This is a genomic window from uncultured Arthrobacter sp., from assembly GCF_964021775.1.
In the GTDB taxonomy this organism is placed as follows: domain Bacteria; phylum Actinomycetota; class Actinomycetes; order Actinomycetales; family Micrococcaceae; genus Arthrobacter.
The window spans coordinates 18,883-40,401 of sequence record NZ_CAXHZI010000018.1 but is presented as its reverse complement, the minus strand read 5'-3'; the positions used below and the strand labels follow the sequence as shown (position 1 = coordinate 40,401).

22 protein-coding genes are annotated in these 21,519 nt (G+C 69.6%); 13 read left to right on the top strand and 9 right to left on the bottom strand.

The window, feature by feature from the left end:
- Positions 1-26 precede the first annotated feature (26 nt).
- Complete coding sequence (locus ABIN76_RS13750; protein ID WP_346960249.1) at positions 27-356, top strand: hypothetical protein; 330 nt, start codon at positions 27-29, stop codon at positions 354-356.
- Between the two features lie 41 nt (positions 357-397).
- Here the strand turns inward: ABIN76_RS13750 and ABIN76_RS13745 are convergent, their stop codons facing one another.
- From ABIN76_RS13745 to ABIN76_RS13730, 4 genes are read right to left on the bottom strand one after another with little or no spacing between them, the layout of a single operon-like run.
- A complete protein-coding gene (locus tag ABIN76_RS13745; protein ID WP_346960248.1) occupies positions 398-2,068 on the bottom strand; it encodes an AarF/ABC1/UbiB kinase family protein in 1,671 nt (556 codons plus the stop codon).
- A 27-nt stretch (positions 2,069-2,095) separates the two neighbouring features.
- Positions 2,096-2,638, bottom strand: coding sequence for an AFG1/ZapE family ATPase (zapE, locus tag ABIN76_RS13740; protein ID WP_346960247.1), 543 nt, complete (start codon positions 2,636-2,638; stop codon positions 2,096-2,098).
- A gap of 26 nt (positions 2,639-2,664) precedes the next feature.
- On the bottom strand, positions 2,665-3,660 hold the full coding sequence (gene corA / locus ABIN76_RS13735; RefSeq protein ID WP_346960246.1) for a magnesium/cobalt transporter CorA: 996 nt from the start codon (positions 3,658-3,660) through the stop codon (positions 2,665-2,667).
- On the bottom strand, positions 3,657-4,223 hold the full coding sequence (locus ABIN76_RS13730) for an Lrp/AsnC family transcriptional regulator (protein WP_346960245.1): 567 nt from the start codon (positions 4,221-4,223) through the stop codon (positions 3,657-3,659). The genes corA and ABIN76_RS13730 overlap by 4 nt, the downstream gene beginning before the upstream one ends.
- A gap of 157 nt (positions 4,224-4,380) precedes the next feature.
- Between ABIN76_RS13730 and ABIN76_RS13725 the strand changes: the two genes are divergently transcribed.
- Complete coding sequence (locus ABIN76_RS13725) at positions 4,381-5,622, top strand: MFS transporter (RefSeq protein ID WP_346960244.1); 1,242 nt, start codon at positions 4,381-4,383, stop codon at positions 5,620-5,622.
- Between the two features lie 286 nt (positions 5,623-5,908).
- Here ABIN76_RS13725 and ABIN76_RS13720 read toward each other — a convergent pair whose 3' ends face one another.
- Positions 5,909-6,415 carry an Lrp/AsnC family transcriptional regulator gene (locus tag ABIN76_RS13720; RefSeq protein ID WP_346960243.1) on the bottom strand — a complete coding sequence of 169 codons (507 nt, stop codon included), beginning with the start codon at positions 6,413-6,415 and terminating at the stop codon, positions 5,909-5,911.
- A gap of 132 nt (positions 6,416-6,547) precedes the next feature.
- Between ABIN76_RS13720 and ABIN76_RS13715 the strand changes: the two genes are divergently transcribed.
- Complete coding sequence (locus ABIN76_RS13715; RefSeq protein ID WP_346960242.1) at positions 6,548-7,711, top strand: PLP-dependent aspartate aminotransferase family protein; 1,164 nt, start codon at positions 6,548-6,550, stop codon at positions 7,709-7,711.
- Here ABIN76_RS13715 and ABIN76_RS13710 read toward each other — a convergent pair.
- On the bottom strand, positions 7,708-9,048 hold the full coding sequence (locus ABIN76_RS13710) for an MFS transporter (protein WP_346960241.1): 1,341 nt from the start codon (positions 9,046-9,048) through the stop codon (positions 7,708-7,710). The two genes, ABIN76_RS13715 and ABIN76_RS13710, sit on opposite strands and share 4 nt — an antisense overlap.
- A gap of 89 nt (positions 9,049-9,137) precedes the next feature.
- On the opposite strand from ABIN76_RS13710, the gene ABIN76_RS13705 reads away from it, so the two are divergent.
- Entirely contained in the window at positions 9,138-10,121 is a 984-nt protein-coding gene (locus ABIN76_RS13705; RefSeq protein WP_346960240.1) for a LysR family transcriptional regulator, read from the top strand.
- A gap of 44 nt (positions 10,122-10,165) precedes the next feature.
- Here ABIN76_RS13705 and ABIN76_RS13700 read toward each other — a convergent pair whose 3' ends face one another.
- A complete protein-coding gene (locus tag ABIN76_RS13700) occupies positions 10,166-11,197 on the bottom strand; it encodes a nitronate monooxygenase (RefSeq protein WP_346960239.1) in 1,032 nt (343 codons plus the stop codon).
- A 36-nt stretch (positions 11,198-11,233) separates the two neighbouring features.
- Between ABIN76_RS13700 and ABIN76_RS13695 the strand changes: the two genes are divergently transcribed.
- Complete coding sequence (locus tag ABIN76_RS13695) at positions 11,234-12,166, top strand: BadF/BadG/BcrA/BcrD ATPase family protein (protein ID WP_346960238.1); 933 nt, start codon at positions 11,234-11,236, stop codon at positions 12,164-12,166.
- Between the two features lie 7 nt (positions 12,167-12,173).
- Here ABIN76_RS13695 and ABIN76_RS13690 read toward each other — a convergent pair whose 3' ends face one another.
- Positions 12,174-13,226 carry a pirin family protein gene (locus ABIN76_RS13690; RefSeq protein WP_346960237.1) on the bottom strand — a complete coding sequence of 351 codons (1,053 nt, stop codon included), beginning with the start codon at positions 13,224-13,226 and terminating at the stop codon, positions 12,174-12,176.
- A gap of 65 nt (positions 13,227-13,291) precedes the next feature.
- Between ABIN76_RS13690 and ABIN76_RS13685 the strand changes: the two genes are divergently transcribed.
- The 8 genes from ABIN76_RS13685 to ABIN76_RS13650 all read left to right on the top strand — a co-directional run bounded on the left by ABIN76_RS13685 (position 13,292) and on the right by ABIN76_RS13650 (position 21,252).
- Complete coding sequence (locus ABIN76_RS13685) at positions 13,292-13,744, top strand: NUDIX hydrolase (protein WP_346960236.1); 453 nt, start codon at positions 13,292-13,294, stop codon at positions 13,742-13,744.
- A gap of 259 nt (positions 13,745-14,003) precedes the next feature.
- Positions 14,004-15,146 carry a ribosome small subunit-dependent GTPase A gene (gene rsgA / locus ABIN76_RS13680; protein WP_346960235.1) on the top strand — a complete coding sequence of 381 codons (1,143 nt, stop codon included), beginning with the start codon at positions 14,004-14,006 and terminating at the stop codon, positions 15,144-15,146.
- Positions 15,147-15,407: 261 nt separating this feature from the next.
- Complete coding sequence (locus ABIN76_RS13675) at positions 15,408-16,505, top strand: ABC transporter ATP-binding protein (RefSeq protein ID WP_346960234.1); 1,098 nt, start codon at positions 15,408-15,410, stop codon at positions 16,503-16,505.
- Positions 16,505-17,203 carry an ABC transporter permease gene (locus ABIN76_RS13670; protein WP_346960233.1) on the top strand — a complete coding sequence of 233 codons (699 nt, stop codon included), beginning with the start codon at positions 16,505-16,507 and terminating at the stop codon, positions 17,201-17,203. The genes ABIN76_RS13675 and ABIN76_RS13670 overlap by 1 nt, the downstream gene beginning before the upstream one ends.
- Positions 17,200-17,946 (top strand): ABC transporter permease, encoded by a 747-nt coding sequence (locus ABIN76_RS13665; protein WP_346960232.1) that lies wholly within the window; start codon positions 17,200-17,202, stop codon positions 17,944-17,946. The genes ABIN76_RS13670 and ABIN76_RS13665 overlap by 4 nt, the downstream gene beginning before the upstream one ends.
- Positions 17,943-18,920, top strand: a complete 978-nt coding sequence (locus ABIN76_RS13660) for an ABC transporter substrate-binding protein (protein ID WP_346960231.1) — start codon at positions 17,943-17,945, stop codon at positions 18,918-18,920. Before ABIN76_RS13665 ends, ABIN76_RS13660 begins: the two co-directional genes overlap by 4 nt.
- A 187-nt stretch (positions 18,921-19,107) precedes the next feature.
- The gene (locus ABIN76_RS13655) at positions 19,108-20,328 is read left to right on the top strand and encodes a pyridoxal phosphate-dependent aminotransferase (RefSeq protein WP_175321266.1); all 1,221 of its coding nucleotides are present in this window, start codon (positions 19,108-19,110) and stop codon (positions 20,326-20,328) included.
- Between the two features lie 69 nt (positions 20,329-20,397).
- Entirely contained in the window at positions 20,398-21,252 is an 855-nt protein-coding gene (locus tag ABIN76_RS13650; RefSeq protein WP_346960230.1) for a polyphosphate kinase 2 family protein, read from the top strand.
- A gap of 14 nt (positions 21,253-21,266) precedes the next feature.
- Here the strand turns inward: ABIN76_RS13650 and ABIN76_RS13645 are convergent, their stop codons facing one another.
- Positions 21,267-21,509: an exodeoxyribonuclease VII small subunit gene (locus tag ABIN76_RS13645; RefSeq protein ID WP_346960229.1), complete on the bottom strand. Its 243-nt coding sequence runs from the start codon at positions 21,507-21,509 to the stop codon at positions 21,267-21,269.
- Positions 21,510-21,519 lie beyond the last annotated feature (10 nt).

Here is a 21,519-nt window from a genome sequence, read left to right as displayed (position 1 = left end):
CGGCGCAGCCGCGGGATAATAGGACTATGGCCGATCAGCGTCGGGAGCAGGACCGTGACCCGTGGGAAGAATTCGACCGGCTCGAACCGGCCGGGCAGGACCGCGTCGGCGGCCTGCCCGGAGGCGAGCCCAACGGCTTCGGTTTCCGCACCGGGGTGCGCAGCGCGCGCGTGGCCTTCGGTTTCGCCGTGTATGCCCTGGTCCTGGGCAGCGTGCTGGTCTGTCTCGGAGCCATTTACTTCATAGGCCGCGGGCAGTGGCTGTGGCTCGGGCTGATGGCACTGATTGAGACTGCCTTCGTCCTGGCCTTCATCCGGCTCGTCACCCTGGCCCGCAACCGCCGCAGCGCGCGCTAGCTGAGCGCGCTCGGCCGAGGGCCCCACCCAAGGGCGCCGGTTCAGCCCGGCCGCCGGTGCCGGGACGTGACCGCCAGGTAGCCGCCCAGCGCTCCGACGCCGCCCAGCCCGGCGGTGAAGAGCGCCCTGGGCCAGCTGCGCCAGCGGTCCGGCTGGACGGAGACAAGCTCCCCGACGGCGCCGATCAGCGCCGCCGTGATCAGGCCCGCCACAATCCGGTTGCCGGTCCGCTCGGCCCTGTCCATCAGCCGGTCCAGCTCGTCGGCGCGGAAGTGGATGTCCAGCCCGCCGCGCTCCAGCACGTCGAGCAGCCGACGGGCCATCTCGGGAGCCTCGGTGCCGAAGCGCAGCGCCTCCCAGCCGAGCTTCTTCAGCCGCCCCGCCAGCGCCTCGGGGGACAGCGACCCGAGAATGATCTTCCGGGTGAACGGAGCCAGCTGGGCGGTCAGCTCGAAGGCGGGGTCCAGCTGCTTGCCGAGCCCGTCCGCCATAACCAGCATCTTCACCATCAGCGCGGTCTCACGCGGCAACCGCAGGCGGTGCGCGCGCAGCAGCCCGGCCAGTTCTGCCAGCACCGGGACGATCGGGACCTGCGCCAGCGGCCTGCCCGCGTAGCGCTCCACCAGGCGGCCCAGGGCCGCCTGCAGCCCGCTGTAGTCGGCGGCCTCCGTTGCGCCGCAGAGCGCCACCATGGCCGTGGTCAGCCGGCCGGCGTCCTGTTCGACGACGGCCAGCAGCACCCGGACGAGGTTCCAGCGTGCCGTGTCGCTGATCTGGCCGACCATACCGAAGTCGATGATGCCCAGGCGTCCGTCGGGCTCCACGAAGAAGTTCCCCGGGTGGGGGTCGGCGTGGAAGAAACCATCCTCGAAGACCATCTTGAGCAGGATGTTGCAGGCCCGGACGGCCAGCTCGCCGGAGTCGATTCCCGCGCTACTCAGCCCGGCGACGTCGTTGATCTTGATGCCGCGGACGCGCTCGAGGGTCAGGACCCGGGACGTCGTGGTGTCCCAGAAGACCCGCGGGATGTGGACCCGGCCGTCGCCGGCGAAGTTGGCCGCGAACTGCTCCGCGTTCCTGGCCTCCTGCAGGTAGTCCAGTTCGGCCCGCATGGTCTGGGAGAATTCGTCCACCAGGGCGGCCACGTGGAAGCCGGCCACGGTGGCCGAGGCCTGTTCAGCGCGTTTGGCGAGCTCGGCCATGACTTCCAGGTCCTCGTTCACCTGCGCCACGACGCCGGGGCGCCGCACTTTGACGACGACGTCGACGCCGGCCCGGTCGCCGCCGGCTGCCGGCAGGGCCGCCTCGTGGACCTGGCCGATGGAGCCGGTGGCCAGCGGAATGTCCTGCAGGGATGCCAGCAGCGGGCCCGCGCGCGGACCGAGCTCTTCGTCGATGACGGCACGGATTTCCTCCGCGGGAACTGGCGGGGAGTCGTCCTGGAGCTTGGCGAGCTCGGCGGCGTACTCCGCGGGAAGCACGTCCGGGCGGGTGGAGACGATCTGGCCGAACTTGATGTAGACCGCCCCGAGGTCCTCCAGGGCGAGCCTGACCTGCGCCGGCAGCGGCACCCGGGAGGCCCCGCGGAACTGTGCTGCCGGCCGGCCGGGCAGGTGCAGTCGGTCCAGGCCCAAATAGCCCGCTGCGAAGCCCAGCCCATGCCTGCCCAAGGTCTCCACGATGTGCCGGAACCGGTCCCGCCGCGCGCTCATGCCGCCAGACTACACGGGGCCCCGCGCTTAGCTCCCGGACGAGTGTTCCGCGGCCAGCGCTTCGTCTGATTCCACCCGCTCCAGCAGCGCGAGCCGGTCCGCGGCCCGGGCCAGCTCGGCCGGCAGCCCGGGGAGCGCCGCGGCCGCTGCCGCCCAGTCCAGCGGGCCGGGGCCGACGAGGAAAAGCGTGATGTCGGCGTCGTAGAGCACGTCCACCACCTCGCAGAAATGCTGCCAGGCCGCTACCTCCGCGGCGCGCACTGCCCCGGAAGCAGCGGGAACACCACCACCGGCAGCCCGGGACGGGACACCGTCGACCACCCAGGTGCTGTACCCGGCTGCGAGGGTGCGGTAGTCCGGGACCTCCGGGCCGCCGCACAGTTGCGCAAAGCTGGTCCACAGCAGTTCCGGCTCCGCGCTGCTGGCCGTCAGCGGCCCGGTGGGCGTCGTCAGGACCCGCTGCTGCGCGGGCGGCGGCGGGAAGAGGCCAAAGACGCCGAGCTGGCGTGAGGTACCGGGCGTGATGATGCGGCCCCGCCGGAACGCGGCCTTGTCCGGTTCGGCGCCCATCCCGCTCGGCCCGGCCGGCACGCCGGCTAGAGCCAGCCCTTCCGCTTGAAAATGCCGTACATGATCGCCGCGGTGCCGGCCATCATGCCGATGGCCATCGGGTAGCCGAAAGTCCAGTGCAGTTCCGGCATCCGCTCGAAGTTCATGCCGTACACGCCGGCCACAAACGACGGTGCGAAGAAGATGGCGGCCCAGGACGAGATCTTCTTGACCTGTTCGTTCTGTTCGGCGCTGGCCTCGTTCTGGCGGTTGGCGGTGAGCGTGCCGTCCAGGGTCAGCGCGTTCTGCAGCAGGTCGCGGAAGGAATCGGCCCGGGAGATCAGCCGCTCCACGTGGTCCTCCACGTCGCGGAGGCTGTGCTGGAGTTCCGTGTCCACCTCGTACTTCTCGAAACCCCGCCGGAGCTGCTGCATCATGGCCGGCAGGGGGTGGATGGCGCGCTGGAAATGAATGACCTCGCGGGCGAGTTCGTAGATGCGGCGGGAAACCATCGGGTCGCCGCTGAAGAGCTGGTCCTCGATCTCGTCAATGTCATTTTCCAGCCCGGCCACCACGGGGACGTAGTCATCCACCACCTGGTCCATCAGAGCGTAGAGGACAGCCTCGGGGCCGTGGCAGAGCAGGTCCGGGCGGCCCTCCAGCCGGCGCCGGACCTGGCCGACGACGGCCGTCTCCGCGTGCCGGACCGTCACCACGAAGTTCCGGCCCGTGAAGACGTGCAGTTCGCCGAACTCGACGGTCTCCGTCTCGTCCAGGTACCGTGCCGGCCGGAGCACGGTAAAGAGATTGTCGTCGTAGCGTTCCAGCTTGGGGCGCTGGTGGGCGGAGATCGCATCCTCCACCGCCAGGCCGTGCAGGCCGAACTCCGTTGCGACGGCGGCCATTTCCTGCTCCGTCGGCCGGTACAGGCCGATCCAGGCCATGCCGCCGTGCTTGGTCATGGTCTCGAAGGTCTGTTCCAGGCTGCGCGGCTCGGCGCGGCGGACGCCGTCAACGTAGACGGCGTTGTCGATGATAGTCACGGGGTCATTATCCCGTCTTTCGCCGGGGCCTGCGGACCCGGCCGGCGCGTCCCGGACCGGCCGGGGGCAAGCACGCTGCCCTGCGCCAGCCGGCTGATGAGCGGTTCGGTGCGGTAGGGGATGTGGGTGTGCAGGGCGAGGACTGTTTCGGTCCGGATCACGCCCTTGATCCTGAGGATGGACCGCAGTGCCGCCTGGAGGTTGTGGGTGTCGGTCGCCACCACCCGGCACCAGACATCGCCGCGGCCGGAGATCTCGTGCACCTCGAGGACCTGGGGGATCAGGCGCAGGGCGCCCACCACCCCGTCGAGTTCGCGGTGGTTCACCTCGATCGTGACGAACGCGACGACGTCGTACCCCACCGACTCCAGGTCAATTTCGCGGCCGCCGTCGTGCAGCAGCCCGGAGCGCAGCATCCGGCGCACCCGGGACTGCGCCGTGTTCCGGGCGATCCCCAAAACGTCACTGAGTTCGCCGATTTGAATCCGCGGATCCTTGATGAGTTCGAGCAAAATCTTCAGGTCGGTGGGGTCCAGGCTGTTCAAATCATCACTCCGGTTCATGCTTGCGGGCCACGATTGAGGGTTTTGATCAATTCTGGCATGGAACTTGGTCCTAAAGCGCACCCATGACGCATCCTGTAGGTATCGATCTCCACCGGACCGGCGCCTCCCCACAGGGAACGCAGCCGGCCCGCGTCAACTCAGCAGGGGCACCGCTATGACCGTCTTCAGCGAACTTCGGATGCGCCCGGCCACGGCAGAACGCTGGGGCTGGGACGCGTCCGTCACCGCACGCCTGGTGATGGCCGGCGTCGTTATTTTCACGTTGCTGGTCGGCGCCAACCTGGCCACCCCGCTCTATCCGCTGCTGCAGGCCAAGCTGGGCATCACAGCCCTGGATGTCACGGTGGCCTTCTCCGCCTACGTCCTGGCGCTCGTAGCCACCCTGGTCCTGGCCGGGCACTGGTCGGACCACATCGGGAGGCGGGCCGCCCTGGTCTTGGCCGTGCTGCTGGGACTCGCCGGCGGCTTTGTGTTCGCCAACGCCGACAGCCTGCTGGCGCTGTCGGCCGGCCGGGCGCTGCAGGGAGCGGCGGTGGCGCTGGCAACCGGCGCGAGTTCGGCAGCCCTGCGCGAACTGCTGCCCAGCCGGCCCGAATGGGCCTCGCGGTTTACCCTGCTGGCATCGGCCGGCGGGGTGGCGGCCGGCCCGGCGATCGGCGGGGTACTTTCCATGCTTCCCGGCCCCACCTCCACGCCCTACTACCTGCACTCCGTCGTCCTGCTGGCCCTGCTGGTACCGCTCTACCTGCTCAAGGCCCGGCCCGCCATCACCTCGGTCGCGGGTCCGCAGCCGCTCAAGGTCCTGGCGCCGCGCCGCCCGTCCGTATCGAGTGAGGCGCGCGGTGCATTCTGGCTGGCGTCGGCCGTGGGATTCCTGAGCTTTGCTGTCTTTGGATTTTGCCTCTCGCTGGCCCCCGGCTACTTCGCCCAGATCGTCCACGCGGACTCACGGCCGCTGATCGGTGTCCTGGCCGGGCTGACCCTGGCAGCCTCGGCGTTGAGCCAGCTGCTGGCCGTGCGCGGCCGTTTTGTGGTGCCGGTGGGGCTGGCCCTGCTGTCCGTCTCCGTGCTGCTGATCGCGGCGGCCGCGGCTTGGAGCAGCCCGTGGCTGCTGATCGCTGCCAGCATCGCCGCCGGCCTGGGCCAGGGCGTCTCCTTCCGGACCGTCTTCAATGATGTGGCCGGCAAGGTTGAGGCGGCGCGCCACGCCCAGATCATCAGCACCGTCTACGTCATCACGTACCTGGGCAGCGCCTTTCCGGTGATCGGCCTGGGGCTGGCCGCCGGCGTTGTGGGCCTGCAGGCGGCTGTGGCGTGGTTCGTCGCGCTCTGCGCCGTATTCGCCCTCGGCCTGGCGGCGCTCACCCTGCGCAATGCCCTCCGGATGCGCCCCTGAGCGCCCTGCCTGAGCCGGCTGCCTGAGGGCGTCCGGCGCCGTCCGCGGCTGGCTGTACTGAGCTAAGGCCAACCGCCGGGGCGAAGAATGGGCATGTCCCACCGGACCGGCGCGAGGAATGGGCATGTTCGTCGGTCGGCTGGGGACATGTCCGGTGCAGGGCGCGAGCAATGGACATAGTGCCGGTATGTCCACCCGCCGGCACGAAGAATGGGCATGTCCCACCGGGCCGGCAGCGGAACCAAACCCATCACCCGGGTGTCACCAGCCTGATGGCCCAGTACGGCTAGTCCGGCAGCGGCCCGTGATTGCCCTGGATGTGGTCGAACACGAGGGTGGTCTCGGTGTGGCCCACCACAGGATCGGTCGCCAGGTTGTCCAGCACCCAGTCGCGCAGGTCCTCGGTGGTGGCGACGGCGATATGCAGCAGGTAATCCACGGAACCCGAGGTGTGGAACGTGGACAGCACGGCGGGCAGCTTGGGGACGCGGGCCGTGAAGCGGTCGATCTGTTCGCGGTCGTGGGCCCGCAGCCGGACGGCGATCAGCGCCTGCACGGAGCGGCCCACCGCGGGGAGGCTGAGCTTGGCCTCGAACCCCTGGATGATCCCGCGCTCGGACAGCGCCCTGGTGCGCATCAGGGCCGTGGAGGGGGCGATCCCCACCAGCTCTGCCAGCTGTTTGTTGGAGATCCGGGCGTCCGCCACCAGCGCCGCGAGCAGGCGCTCGTCTATGGCGTCCAGGGGTTCGCCGGCACCCGCTCCCGGCCGAACATTCTTCGTGGTGCTGCTCACGGATCCTCCTAGAAGTGTTGTGCATTCATCATAAACGCCAGTATCTTACAGTTCCATTCAGCTGCCCTGTGAAACTCCGAATTATTGCCAGATACTTACCGCATTCAATGGTGAATATTCATAAGGAGTACGGTGCTTTCTCAAGACTCGCTGGCGGTCCACGCCGGCCGGAACGGCCTCACGGAACTTGGCGTCCACGCCGTCCCGATCGACCTCTCCACCACGGCACCGCTGCCCTCGGTCCATGACGGCGGCCTCGCCTACGAGCAGATGGCCACCGGCGGCCCGCACCTGGACGGGCAGAGCACGGTCTACCAGCGGCTCTGGAATCCCACCGTGGCCCGCTTCGAGGAGGGCGTCGCCGTGCTCGAAGGCACCGAAGAATCGGTGGCCTTCGCCACCGGGATGGCCGCCCTGAGTGCGGTGCTGCTCGCCGTCGTCGCCGCCGGGAAGAAGCATGTGGTGGCGGTCCGCCCGCTGTACGGCGGCAGCGACCACCTGCTGGCATCCGGGGTGCTGGGCACCGAGGTCACCTTCACGACGCCGGAGGGCATCGGTGCCGCCCTGCGCGCCGACACCGGGCTGGTCATCCTGGAGACGCCGGCCAACCCGAGCCTGGAACTGGTCGACATCGCCGCCGCGGCGGCCGCGGCGGACGGCGTGCCGTTGCTGGTGGACAACACCTTCGCCACCCCGGTGCTGCAGCAGCCCTACCGGCACGGCGCGGCCCTGGTGCTGCATAGCGCCACGAAGTTCTTCGGCGGCCACGGCGACGCGATGGGCGGCGTTGTGGCGGCTGGCCCCGACTGGGCGGTCCGGCTGCGCCAGATCCGGGCCATCACCGGGGGCATCCTCACGCCCTGGCCGGCCTACCTGCTGCACCGCGGGCTGGCCACGCTGCCGGTGCGGGTCCGGGCGCAACAGGCCAGCGCGGAAAAGGTCGCGGCCGTTCTCTGCGGGCACGAGCTGATCCGGCGGGTGTACTACCCGGGCCTGCCGGAGTGCGATCCGTTGGGCCTGGTCGGAACCCAGATGGCGGGCCCCGGCTCGCTGCTGGCGTTCGAGCTTGCCAGCGCCGGGCACGCCGAGCGCGTTCCGGCGGCCGTCACCATGATCACGCACGCCGTCTCACTCGGCGGCATCGATACGCTCATCCAGCACCCGGCCGGTCTGACCCACCGGCCGGTGGCCGCGGAGGCCAAACCGCACGCGGGCCTGCTGCGGGTCTCCGTGGGCCTGGAGGACCCGGCGGACATCGCGGCGGACCTGGTGCAGGCCCTTGAGGCGACCCGCTAACGCACCGCTGCCCGCAGCGGGGCGGTGTTGTGGGCGGCGGCGTCCCCTGCACCTCCGGGATGCACGACGGCGGTGATCACCGCCGTCGTGCAGGCCAGCCCCATCACGGCGAGGGCGAGGGCTGTCCAGCCCAGCGACTGGAAGAGCAGCCCGCCGGCCCAGCCGATGACACTGGAGCCCAGATAGTAGGCCAGGTTGTAGAGCGAGGCGGCCTGCGCACGTCCGGTGCTCGCGATCACGCCGGTCCAGCCGGAGCCAATGCTGTGGGCCGCGAAGAAGCCGCCGGTAAAGAGCAGCAGGCCGGCCAGGATCAGGGCCAGGAGCTGCGTTAGGGTCAGCGCGAGCCCGGCGACCATCAGGGCGGTGCCCGCCACCAGCACGTTGCGCCGGCCGAACCGCAGCGTCAGCCCGGCGGCCCAGCGGGCGGAGACCGTACCGGAGAGATAGGCCAGGAAAATCAGGCTGATCAGCGTGGCCGGCAGGCCGAAAGGCTCGCCGGAGAGCCGGAAGCCAAGGTAGTTGTAGACCGCTACGAAGCCGCCCATCAGCAGGAAAGCCTGGACGTAGATGGCCAGCAGCCGCGGGTTCCGACCGTGGCCGGCGAGGGTGGCGAGGGCGCCGCGGAAGCCGCTGGCGGCCGCGGCGGTGAAATTCCGGGCCGGCGGCACCAGGACCAGGAACAGGACGGCAGCGGCCGTCGCCATCACGGACACCGCCAGCGCCGCGCTCCGCCACCCCCACAGCTCGCCGACCGGGCCGGCGACCAGCCGGCCGGCCAGGCCGCCCAGCGTGGTGCCGGCGACGTAGGTGCCGGCTGCCAGTGCGGCGTGGGCCTTGTTGATTTCCTCATTCAGGTAGGCGATCGCAATGGCCGGGATGCCGCCCAGGGCCATGCCCTCCACCAGGCGCAGGCCCAGCAGGACCGGGAGGCTGGGTGCCAGCGGCGCCAGCAAGCCGAGTACGGTGGCCGCGGAGATGCCCCAGGCCATGGCGCGCACCCGGCCGATCCGGTCAGCCAAAAAGGACCACGGAAGCACCGTCACGGCCAGGCCCACCGTGGCCAGGGAGATGGTCAGGGCCGCCTCTGCGGCCGTCACCTGCAGGTCGCTCGCGATGAGCGGCAGCACGGCCTGGGTTGAATACAACTGGGCGAAGGTGGCGACGCCGGCAAAGGCCAGGCCGGCGAGGATCCGGCGGTAGGCCGCCGAGCCCTTGGCGTGGCCGGCCGGTGCGGAAGTCCCGGCCTGTGCCGCTGCGGCCGGATCCGGGTCAGCGTTCCCGGAAGTCGCGGCCGCACCGGGGGTGGCAGGGAGTTCGTGGGGCGGTAGCTGCGGCATGCCCCCAGAATAGGCTTCCAAAAGCCATGCTTCCAATGCATGATTCTTATAGCATTCATAGCAAATCCGGAACGAATTAGGGGTGGGCCATGGACGTGGAGCACAAACAGCTGGTCCAGTTGCTGCCGTTGCTGCCCCTGTTGGCCGAACTCGGCCGCACCCAGCACATCACCGCGGCCGCCGAGGTGCTGGGGCTGCCCCAGTCGACGGTCAGCCGCGGAATCGCACGGGCCAGCAGCATCATCGGCACGGAACTGCTGATCCGAGACGGCCGCGGCGTGCGCCTCACGGCGGCGGCCAAGGCGCTGCTGCCGCACATCGAGGCCGCGCTCGGCGAGTTTCAAAGCGGCCTGGACCTGGTGCGGCACGAATCCGAGGTGGTGCGCGGGCGGATCGCGGTGTCCTTCCAGCACACCTTCGGTGAGGCCATGCTGCCGCTGCTGATCAGTGCTTTCCGGAGCCGGCATCCGCACCCGGCCTTCGATCTGAGCCAGGGCGCGCGGGACGGCTGCCTGGCCGAACTGGCCGCAGGGGAGGCGGACCTGGCACTCACCGCCCCGATCGCGGCGCCTAGCCGGCTGATCTCCTCGGCCGCCCTGTACCGGGAACCGCTGCGGCTGGTGGTCCACCACCGGCACCCGCTCGCCAAGCGCCGCCGCGCCCGCCTCGCGGAGATCCGGCAGGACCCGTTCGTGGCGATGGGCCCCGGCTACGGCATGCGCTCGCTGACGGACGCTCTGTTCCGGGAAGCGGGCTTCCGGCCCCGCATCGCCTTCGAAAGCCAGGACTCCCATACCGCCCGGGGCCTCGTCTCGGCCGGGCTCGGGGTCAGCATCCTGCCGCCCGGCGGTCTGGCCCCCGGACGCCACACCCCGGCGCAGCCCAGTGACCTTGGCTGGGTGGAGCTCGCGCTGGATTCCGGCCTGGCGTTCCGCGAGATCGGCCTGGCCTGGCGGGAACGGCGCGGGGGAGCGGACGCCGAGCCGGACCCGGTGCGGCTGTTCCGGGAGCTGGTGCTCAGCGAAGGTCCGGCCCTCCTGGCCGGCTTCGTCCGCGGACGCTCCGGCAACTGACCCTGCCGCGCCGCCCCGGCACCCGGGCGGGCCCTGGTCCCCGGTCAGTCCAGTAGCCCCGCCAGGACCTCCGCCACCGACCCGGCCCGCGCCTGCTGCCAGCCGGTCCCGGCCCAGAGGTTCAACCGCTCCGCATCCCCGGCGGCGGCCGCGGCCGCGCGCAGCGGGGCGGTGAGGTGGTGCACGGCCGGGTAGGCCTCGGGTGCGTCCGGGTGGTCCCGGACGAATTCGTTGACCAGCGCCCGGGCGGTCCGGCCGGTGAAGGCCCTGGTGGGCGCGGTCTGCGTGAAGTGCGGACTGGCCAAGGCGTCCTTGTGCAACTGCCGGGCGCCGCTCTCTTCGGTGCGCAGAAGTGCCGTGCCCAGCTGGGTGGCCTGGGCTCCCGCAGCCAGCACCCGCCGCAGCCCGGCACCGTCCATGATCCCGCCGGCGGCCACGAGCGGGAGCCCGACGGCGGAACGCACCGCCGCGATCAGCTCCGCCGTCGAGCCGGGCACCGCGGGCCCCGCGGGGGAGTCCGGCAGGAACGCCGCGCTGTGGCCCCCGGCGCACCCATGCTGCACCACCAGGGCATCCACGCCCTGGTCCGCCGCAAGCGCCGCCTCGGCTGCGGTGGTGACGGTGGCCAGCACCGCTGACCCCGCCCGCTGCAGGGAGCGGACCACCTCCGCACCGGGGAGCCCGAAGGTGAAACTGACCAGCTCCACCGGATCCGCCAGCAGGGCCTCGACCTTGGCCTCCCACTCGTCGTCGTCATCGAGCCGCAGGGGCGGGACCTCCACTCCATAGCGCAGGGCGTCGGGGCGCAGCCGCAGCCTGTACTCCTCCAGCCCGGCCAAGGCAGCCGCGGATGGCGCCAGCTGGGCCGGATCCGGGACGAACAGATTCATGCCGAACCGCGCGCCGGCTTCCCGGGCAGCGCGGATGTCCGCCTGCATCGCAGCAACGCTCTTGTAGCCGGCGGCCAGGAAGCCCAGGCCGCCGGCCTCATGCACGGCCGTAACGAAGGCCGGAGTAGACGTCCCGCCGGCCATCGGCGCGGCGATCACCTGGGTCCCGAAGATGTTGTGCGGCATTGCTCACTCCTGTCGGTGATTCAGTAGGCTGTTCCGGTGACTCATTCTGACATTCCCGCCCCGCCCGAGGCGGCGTCCGCCACCGCTGCCGCCGCCGTGATCGGACTCGATATTGGCGGCACCAAGACCCGCGGCGTCCGGTTCGAGGCCGGCACCCCCGTGGCCGACGAATCGGTGGGCAGCGCCAACGTCCAGAACGTCACCCCCGAAGAAGCGGCCCGCAACCTGGCCGAGCTCTTCGCCCGGATCGGCGGGGGAAAGATCGCCCAGGTCTACGCCGGCGCCGGCGGCATCGACACCGACGACGACGCCGCGGCGCTCGCCGCGCTGATCGCCCCGCATGTGCCCGGCGCCAAAATCACCGTGGTCCACGATTCCCGGCTCCTGCTGGCGGCAGGCGGTGCCAGCACCGGCGTCGCCGTGATTGCCGGAACCGGCTCGGCCGCGTGGGGCAAGAACAGCCGCGGCGCCGAAGCGCGGGCCGGCGGCTGGGGCTACCTGCTGGGCGACGAAGGCAGCGGCTACTGGCTGGGCCGTGAAGCCGTCCGGCACAGCCTGCGCCGGATGAACCAGGGGCTGGAACCGGACGAACTTACCTGGGCGCTGCTGGACTCGTGCGGCACTGACCACCCGAACAAACTGATCGCGTTGTTCCACTCGCCCTCAACCGGGCGCCGCTACTGGGCGCAGCGGGCGCGGCTCGTCGTGGAAGCGGCCGACGCCGGCCATGCGCCGAGCCAGGCCCTGATCGACCAGGCCGGCCGCGACCTCGCCGCCATGGCCGAGCAGACCCTCCGGCAGCTCGGTATCGAGGGGCCGGTCATCCTGGGCAGCGGGCTCGGCATGAACGTATTGCGGCTGCAGGAATCGTTCCGCGCGGCACTCGCGGCCGCCGGCATCACCGACGTTCGGGTGCTGCAGCAGGAACCGGTGTTCGGAGTGCTCCAGCTCGTCGCCGAGCAGGACTAGCCGGGATTCACTGCCGGCGCCGCGGCCGCAACGGCACCCCGGGCAGCGGTGGCGCCGGGATCCGCCCGGCCTCCGGTCCGGCGTCGGGACCGTGCCCGCGCACCAGACCGAACCGCGCCCGCGGGGCGTCCTCGTCGGGGAGCCCGGCCTGGGCCTCCCAGTCCAGGCGTGCCTGCGCCACTTCCTCATGGCTGCGGCCCACGAAGTTCCACCACATCAGCAGTTCCTCCTCGAACGGTTCACCGCCCAGCAGCACAAATCGGGTGCCCGGAGCCGCGTCCAGTTCCAGGCTGCCGCGCCCGGACCCGAGGTAGCCCAGCGGCCCCGGCAGCACCTCCTGGCCGTCCAGCGCCAGGCCGCCGTCGAGCACCAGGACAGCGTGCTCGAAGTCCGGCTGCAGCGGGAGGCTGATCGGGCCGGAGCAACTGATGTCGGCCCCCACGATCGGGGAGTACATGGTGGCCGGCGAGGTGGTGCCCGCCAGCGTCCCCACCATGACGGTTGCGGTGAAGCCGTCGCCGCGGACCACGGGCAGCTCGCGGTGCTGTTCGAAGGCCGGTGCCCGGTGCCGTGCGGCGTCCGGCAGCGCCACCCATAACTGGAGCCCGCGCTGCAACGGCAGCTCCGGCGTCGGCCCGGCCGGATCCTCACCCAGCGGAAGCACCGCCACCGGAAGCACCGCGAATTCCGAATGCGAAACGCCGCGGCCCGCGGTCATGATGTTCAGTTCGCCCGGGCGGACGATCACGTCGCTGCCTACACTGTCGCGGTGCCTGATATTGCCGGCCAGCGGCCAGGTGACGGTCTGCAGCCCGGTGTGCGGGTGCGGCAGCACGGACATTGCCACCCGGTCCGGCCCGAAGCTGTCCAGGAAGCACCATGCGCCTACCGTCGGCAGTCCGCGCTGCGGAAGGGTCCGGGAGACGGTCATGGCACGGACCCCGCCCAGCGGGACCTCCCTGGCCGGCCACAATTGCAGGCACGGGCCGCTGGCGGTAGCCTCCACGCTGTGCGCGGCGGGGCAGACTTCTTCGGGTGGGAGGACTTCGAGGTTGGTCACCCTCAAACTCTAGGGCCGAACCGGGCGATCCGGCAGGGCTGATGCTGCGCCGTTACGCTGGATCAATGACGCTGCCATTCGACACCCGCCCGGCCGCTTACGGGCTTATTATCCGCGATGACCACTTGCTGCTGGCGTACTGGAAGCAGGGCGGACGCGAGGGCTGGACGCTGCCGGGCGGCGGCCTGGACCTCGCCGAGCACCCGGTGGACGGGTGCCGCCAGGAGATCTATGAGGAGACCGGTTACCACGCGGAGATCGGCGCGATGCTCGGCATCGACGTCGGGCACTGGCCCGCCGAGACCCGGCTCGACGGCGGCCAGCGGGATTTCCAGTCCCTGCGGCTGGTTTACGAAGCGAGCATCACCGGCGGTGAACTGCGGCACGAGGTGGGCGGCAGCACCACACACGCGGCCTGGATCCCCCTGGCCGAGGTGGCGGGCCTGAACCGGGTGTCGCTCGTGGACGCCGCGCTCCGGCTCCACCGCGAGCGGCCGCTGGACGGCAAGCTCCCCTGACGAATCCCTAGCCAGCCGGGCCGCGGGCGGTTACCCTAGAAAAACCGCGGCCCGAACGGCCGCCCGAAGAGCCAGCGGTGAGCCAAACAACCCGGGAGGTGGAAGCAATGAATGCAACGGTCTTGCGCGCGCAGCGCACAACTTCACGCCACATCATTATTCCTGCCCCGGCTCTCCGCATCTCCTGACCCCTTACAGCTGACCGGCCCCAGTGGCCGCAGCGGGCAATGCGCAGCCGGGGCCCAGCAAAGGGCTTCCATTGAATCTTCAGCGCAGTCAACATACCGGCCTCCTGGGGCCGGCCCGTTTCGGTTTTACCGACTCCGTGTCGGAACTTTTCTTCACCCATCCCGTGCCCGGCGGCACCAGCGCCGGACGGGTGGTCCGCGTGGACCGCAACCTCGTGCTGGTAGCCGGTGCCGACGGCCAGGCGCATCTGCCCTATCCGCGGACCGGGCCCGTTCCGGCTACCGGAGACTGGGTCTGGATCGGCAGCAACCCGGTCGGCGAACCCGCCATTCTGGGCGTGCTGCCGCGCCGGTCGGAGCTGAGCCGCAAGCGCGCCTTTGACGCGTCATCCGACGCGCAGGTACTCGGCGCCAACATGGACATCGTCGGCGTGGTGGTGCCGGTGGACCGGCCGCTGACGCACAACAGGCTCGAACGGACGCTCGTCGCGGCCTGGGATTCCGGCGCTACTCCGCTGGTGGTCATCACCAAGGCGGACCTCGCCGCGGTGGCGGACGACGTCGTCGGGCAGGTCATGGTGCAGGCCGCCGGCGTTGACGTGGTCACCACCTCCGCCGAGCAGGGCGACGGCCTCGATGAGCTGCTGGGGCACCTGCCGCCGGGCGGGACGATCGTGCTGCTGGGCCCCTCCGGTGCCGGCAAATCCACCCTGATCAACGCCCTCGTCGGGTTTGGGGCCCAGGAGACCGGTGCGGTCCGGGCCGGCGACGGCAAGGGCCGGCACACCACGACATCCCGTGAGCTGGTTCCGTTGCCCGGCGGCTCGGTGCTGATGGACACACCCGGGGTCCGCGGCTTCGGATTGTTCGATGCCGACGACGGTATGGACGAGGTGTTTGGCGACCTTGAGGAGCTCTTCACCCGGTGCCGGTTTGCCGACTGCGCGCACGGCCGGGAACCCGGCTGCGCGGTGCAGGCCGCGCTCGCCGAGGGTTCGCTGGATGAACGCCGCTGGGCGAGCTACCTCAAGATGCAGCGCGAACTGGCGGCCCTGGCCCGGCGCCATGACGCTGCCGCCCGGCGGGCGTACCAGCGGGAGTGGCACCAGAAGGTGGCGGTGGCCAGCCGGAGCCAGCGGGCGGCCGAGCGGCTCAGGAACGAGCAGCCCCCGAAGGGGAACGGCAAGCGAAACGGCAAGGGCAAGGCGCGGTGACGCCGGCGGGTCCCGCTCCTGGGGCCGGGCGGCACCGGCCGCGAATCCGGCACCCATCCAAAAGCGCTGCCGTGCCGAATGCCCCAGGGTGGCCCCGGCGCCGCTGCCATTCCCGGGCCCGATTCTTCGATGCGGTGCTCCGGGATGGTCGGGGGTGGCAGCTACGCTGGGTCATACCCGCTTTACAGCCAAAAATCAGCATGCATATGATCAGTTGGCTGGACCGTCCCATGTTGCCGCCAACAGTTAGGTAAGCCCGGAATGGCAGAGGCCATGATCGAGTTCCAGAGCGTCACCAAGCAGTACCAGGGCGGCCAGGCCGCCGTCGACGATCTGAGCATGTCCATCGACAAGGGCGCCATCACGGTCTTCGTCGGACCGTCGGGCTGCGGCAAAACCACCTCGCTGCGGATGATCAACCGTATGGTCGAGCCGACGTCGGGCACCATCACCGTGGACGGGCAGGATGTCACCTCTGTCCCGGCCGCGCAGCTGCGCCGGTCCATGGGCTACGTCATGCAGTCCTCCGGGCTGATGCCGCACCGCTCCGTGCTGGACAACATCGCCACCGTCCCGCGGCTGAACGGCGTGTCCAAGGCCGCGTCCCGCAAGCGCGCGCAAGAGCTGCTCGACGTCGTCGGCCTCGCCTCCGGACTCGGCCGGCGCTATCCCTCGCAGCTGTCCGGTGGCCAGCAGCAGCGCGTGGGCGTGGCGCGGGCCCTCGCCGCGGACCCGCCCGTCCTGCTGATGGATGAACCCTTCAGCGCCGTGGACCCCGTGGTGCGGGACGAACTCCAGAAGGAACTGCTCCGCCTGCAGCGCGACCTGGCCAAGACCATCGTGTTTGTCACCCACGACATCGATGAGGCCACGGTGCTGGGGGACAAGGTGGCGGTTTTCGTCGGCGGCGGGAAGCTGGCGCAGTACGCGACGCCGGAAGAGATCCTGCGCGCCCCCGCGAATGACTTCGTCGCGTCCTTTGTGGGCCGCGACCGCGGCTTCCGGCACCTGGCCTTCAGCCCGTCCGACGGTGTGACGATCCATCCGGCGAACACCGTCCGGGCCGGCGAACTCGATCCGAGCGCGGGCCCCGGGGCGGGCGAGTGGCAGCTTGTGGTCGACGCCGACCGGCGTCCGCTGGGCTGGAGCGCGCCCGGCGCAGGCTCCGCGACCGTCCCGGGCGGTTCGCTCTTCCGCAAGGGCGAAACCCTGCGCCGTGCGCTGGACGCGGCCCTGTCCTCCCCGTCCGGACTCGGCGTCGCCGTCGATGCCGACGGCCGCGTGGCCGGTGTGATCACGGCGGAAGAGGTGCTCGCCGTCATTGAAGCGGACCGCTGGGCCCGGCAGGGCGTGCGCTGATGGAATGGTTCCTGGCCAACAGCGGGTACGTCTTTGGCCTGGCCGGCCAGCACCTGGTCCTGGCGATCCTGCCGATGGTCTTCGGGCTGCTGATCTCCATCCCGCTGGCCCAGCTGGCCAGGCGGAACCGGACCCTGCGCGCCGTCGTCCTGACTGCATCCTCGCTGCTTTACACCATCCCGTCGCTGGCGCTCTTCATCATCCTTCCCACGATCCTCGGAACCAGGATCCTGGACCCCGCCAACGTCGTGGTGGCTTTGACCATCTACGCGGTTGCGCTCCTGGTCCGCGCCGCCCTGGACGCGTTTGACTCGGTGGACGAGGACCTCCAGCAGGCCGCCGTCGCCATGGGCTTCAAGCCCCTGGCCCGGTTCCTGCAGATCGACCTGCCGCTGTCCCTGCCGGTGCTGTTCGCCGGGCTCCGCGTCGTCTCAGTCAGCAACATCTCGCTGGTCAGTGTTGCGGCGCTGCTCGGCATCGGCAACCTCGGCATGCTCTTCACCGCCGGACTCCAGCGCGATTTCGTCACCGAAGTGCTGGTGGGCATCGTGGCCATCCTGGTGCTGGCACTGCTGATGGACGCGGTCCTTGTCCTGCTTGAACGGCTGCTGACACCCTGGACCCGGGCCGCTGCGGGGGCGTCCGGGGAGCCGGCGGCCCGGCAGTCCTTCGATTCAACGGCGGGGGCACAGGCATGAGCAACGTCGTTACCGACACCTTCGCCTGGCTCGCGGATCCGGAGAACTGGGCCGGCAGCACGGGCATCCCGGTCCGCCTTGCCGAGCACCTGCAGTACACCGGCCTCGTGATGCTGATTGCGACGGCCATCGCAGTCCCCATCGGCCTCTATGTCGGGCACACCGGACGCGGCCGCGTGGCTGTCGTGGCCCTCGCCGGTGCGCTGCGTGCCCTGCCGACCCTGGGCCTGCTGACGCTCTTCGTCCTGCTGGCCGGTATCGGGCTAATGCCGCCGGTCTGGGCGCTGGTGATCCTCACCGTGCCGCCGCTGCTGGCCGGAACCTACGCCGGAATCTCCAGCGTGGACCGCAACGTCGTGGATGCCGCCCGGGCCATGGGCATGACCGAACTCCAGGTGCTCTTCCGCGCCGAATTCCCCAATGCGCTGACCGTCATGTTCGGCGGGTTCCGCACCGGCGTCCTGCAGGTGATCGCCACGGTCTCGGTCGTCGCGTATATCAACTTGGGCGGCCTGGGCCGCTATCTTTTTGACGGCCTTGTGCTCTCCGACTTCCCCCAGATGCTCGGCGGCTCGCTGCTCATCGCCGGGCTCGCCATCGCCGTCGATCTGGTCCTCGTCCTGTTCCAGCGGCTCTTCCTGACCCGGGGAGCCGCCCGCAAACCAAACCGGGGCCAGCAGGCCGCGGTTGATCTCACAGACCCCGCGACCGCGGAGACTGTTGTCCAAGGAGGTACGTCATGAAGGAAATCCGCCAACGAGCACTCGGCAGGCGCGCATTCGGCAGGCGCGCATTCGGCGGCCTGGCCGCCGGCGTCGGCCTGGCCCTGGCCCTGTCCGCGTGCGGAGGCTCGTCCGACCCCCTGTCCTCGGCACCCGCCAGCGGCGGTTCCTCCGGCGGAGCCGGAGGGGCGCTCGTGATCGGCTCCGCCGACTTCACCGAGAGCCAGATCATCGCCGAACTGTACGCCGGGGCGCTCAACGGCGCCGGCGTCACGGCGACCACCAAGCCGAACATCGGTTCCCGTGAGGTTTACTTCAAGGCCGTGCAGGATGGCTCGGTCGACGTGATCCCGGACTACAGCGGAAACCTGCTGTTGCACGTCAACAAGGACGCCACCGAGATCTCCGCCGACGACATCGCCAAGGCGTTGCCGGGCAAGCTTCCCGAGGGCCTCGCCGTGCTGGACGCTGCCAAGGCCGAGGACAAGGATGCCATGGTGGTCACCAAGGCCACCGCGGAGAAGTACAAGCTGAAGTCCATCGAGGACCTGGCCAAGGTCTGCAGCGAGATCGTGGTCGGCGCGCCGGCAACGTTCGCCGAGCGTGCCTATGGCTTGCCGGGCCTGAAGAAGAACTACAACTGCGAGCCCAAGAAGCTGGAACCGTTCAGTGACGGCGGCGGACCGGTCACGGTCAAGGCCCTGCTCTCGGACCAGGTCCAGGTGGCGGACATCTACACCACCACCCCGGCCATCGCGGACAACGACCTGGTGGTGCTGGAAGACCCGAAGAACAACTTCATCGCCCAGCAGGTCCTGCCGTTGTACAACAAGGCCAAAATGACCGACAAGGCGAAAGAGGCGCTCAACGCCGTCTCCAAGCTGCTCACCACCGAGGACCTGATCAACCTCAACCGTGCGGTCGGCGGCAGCGAGAAGCAGAACCCGAAGGATGCCGCGGCAGCGTGGCTCAAGGAAAAGGGCCTGGTCAAATAAACCAGAGGCCTTGATTGTTCGACGGCGGCTGCCGGCCCGGGTTTTCCCGGGCCGGCAGCCGCCGCCGTTCTGTCGCCGTTCCATCCTGCGGGCGGCCCCGGGGGGCCGCGGACGGCCGTGTGACGCGGACTTCCGCTGTGAGACAAGTCTCAGGTTAAGTACATCCGCCATATGGCATATTTGATGAATGGCAGAATTCAAGCAGTCCACCAAGCTTCATAATGTCCTCTACGACATCCGTGGACCGATTCTTCAGGCCGCCCAGCAGATGGAGGCAGAGGGTCACCGCATCCTCAAACTGAACATCGGAAACCCGGCCCCGTTCGGGTTTGAAGCGCCGGACGCCATCCTGGTGGACATGATCCGCCACCTGCCGCACGCCCAGGGCTACAGCGATTCGCGGGGCATCTTCTCCGCCCGCACCGCCGTCTCGCAGTATTACCAGACGCGCGGGATCCAGAACATCCACGTCGACGACATCTACCTGGGCAACGGCGTCAGCGAGCTCATCACCATGTCGCTGATGGCCCTGCTGGACGACGGCGACGAGGTCCTCATCCCCACCCCGGACTACCCGCTCTGGACGGCGTCGGTGGCCCTGGCCAGCGGGAAGCCGGTGCATTACCTCTGCGACGAGGAATCCGGCTGGCAGCCCGACCTGGATGACCTCGAAGCGAAGATTACGCCGCGGACCAAGGGCATCGTGGTGATCAACCCCAACAATCCCACCGGCGCCGTGTACCCGGAGGAAACGCTCAAGAAGATCGTGGCGCTGGCCGAAAAGCACGGCCTGGTGCTGTTCGCCGACGAGATCTACGAGAAGATCCTGTACGAGGACGCCGTCCACGTGAACATGGCCAGCCTCACCGGCGACGACGTGCTGTGCCTGACCTTCAGTGGACTCTCCAAGGCCTACCGGGTCTGCGGCTACCGGGCCGGCTGGATGGCCATCTCGGGTCCGAAGAAAGACGCCGCGGACTACCTTGAAGGCATCAACCTGCTCGCCAACATGCGGCTGTGCGCCAACGTGCCGGCGCAGCATGCCATCCAGACGGCGCTGGGCGGTTATCAGAGCATCAATGACCTGATCCTTCCCGGCGGCCGCCTGTTGGAGCAGCGGAACAAGGCCTACGACATGCTGAACGCCATTCCCGGCGTCAGCACCCAGCAGGCCCGGGGCGCGATGTACCTGTTCCCGCGCCTGGACCCCGAGGTTTACCACATCCGCGACGACGAGAAGTTCGTCCTGGACCTGCTGCGCCAGCAGAAGATCCTCGTCTCCCACGGCCGTGCGTTCAACTGGGTCCGGCCGGACCACTTCCGCATGGTGACCCTCCCGAACGTCAAGGACCTGGAGGAAGCAATCAACCGCATGGCGGACTTCCTGAGCCGGTACCAGGGCAACTAGGATTCGGGACAGCAGCGCCGCGGGTCGAACGGCACGCCGGCAGGCTGCCCGAACCGGAAAGAGGCTGTCATGGCAGACGTCGTGGACTTCGACAAACACCCCTCCGAGACCCTGCGGGCAGGGAAGAAGTTCAGTCTCCGCGACCTTGATCCGGGGTCGACGCCGGGCTACGCCGGTGACAAGACTGCCGGCGAGAAGCTGCTCAGCGAGCTCGACGGCAAGCTGACGCAACTGCAGGAGCAGCTCTTTGCGGAGTCCAGGACCGGCGGCAAGAAGCGCGTCCTGCTGGTCCTGCAGGCGATGGACACGGCGGGCAAGGGCGGGATCGTCAACCACGTCATGGGACAGATGAACCCGCAGGGCGTACAGCTGAAGTCGTTCAAGGCGCCCACGCCCGAGGAACAGTCCTACGACTTCCTCTGGCGGATCGAGAAGGAAGTCCCCGCGGCCGGCATGGTGGGGGTCTTCGACCGTTCCCACTACGAGGACGTCCTGATCCACCGGGTGCACCGGTGGGCGGACGCCGACGAACTGGAGCGCCGCTACCGCGCCATCAACGAATTCGAGGCCCGCCAGACGGCCGCCGGGACGAAGGTCGTCAAGGTCATGCTGCACATCAGCCGCGACGAGCAGCAGGAACGGCTGCTCGCCCGGCTGGAGGACCCGGAGAAACGCTGGAAGTACAGCAGCAACGACCTCAAGGAGCGGGCCTTCTGGGAAGACTACATGGACGCTTACCAGACCGCTTTCGAACAGACCAGCTCCGAACACGCGCCCTGGCATGTGGTCCCGGCGAACAAAAAATGGTACGCCCGGATCGCGGTCCAGCAGCTGCTGCTGGACGCCCTGGAGTCACTGGCGCTGGAGTGGCCCGTCCCGGAGCTTGATGTGGACATGGAACGCGAGCTGGTACGGCGCTCCTAGCCGGCCGGTTTAGCTCAGCTGTCCTGGCCGGCCTGGTCCCGGGCCGCGGCAAGGCGCTTGCGGGCTCCTTCGAGCCACTGCTCGCAGCGCTTGGCGAGGGCTTCGCCGCGTTCCCAGAGGGCGAGGGACTCCTCGAGGCTGGCGCCGCCGGCCTCGAGCCTGCCCACCACACCCACGAGCTGTTCGCGGGCTTCCTCGTAGCTGAGTCCGTCAATATCGGTGTTCGGCGCGGGGACTGCCGCGTTTTCTGCTTCCATGCTGAATGCT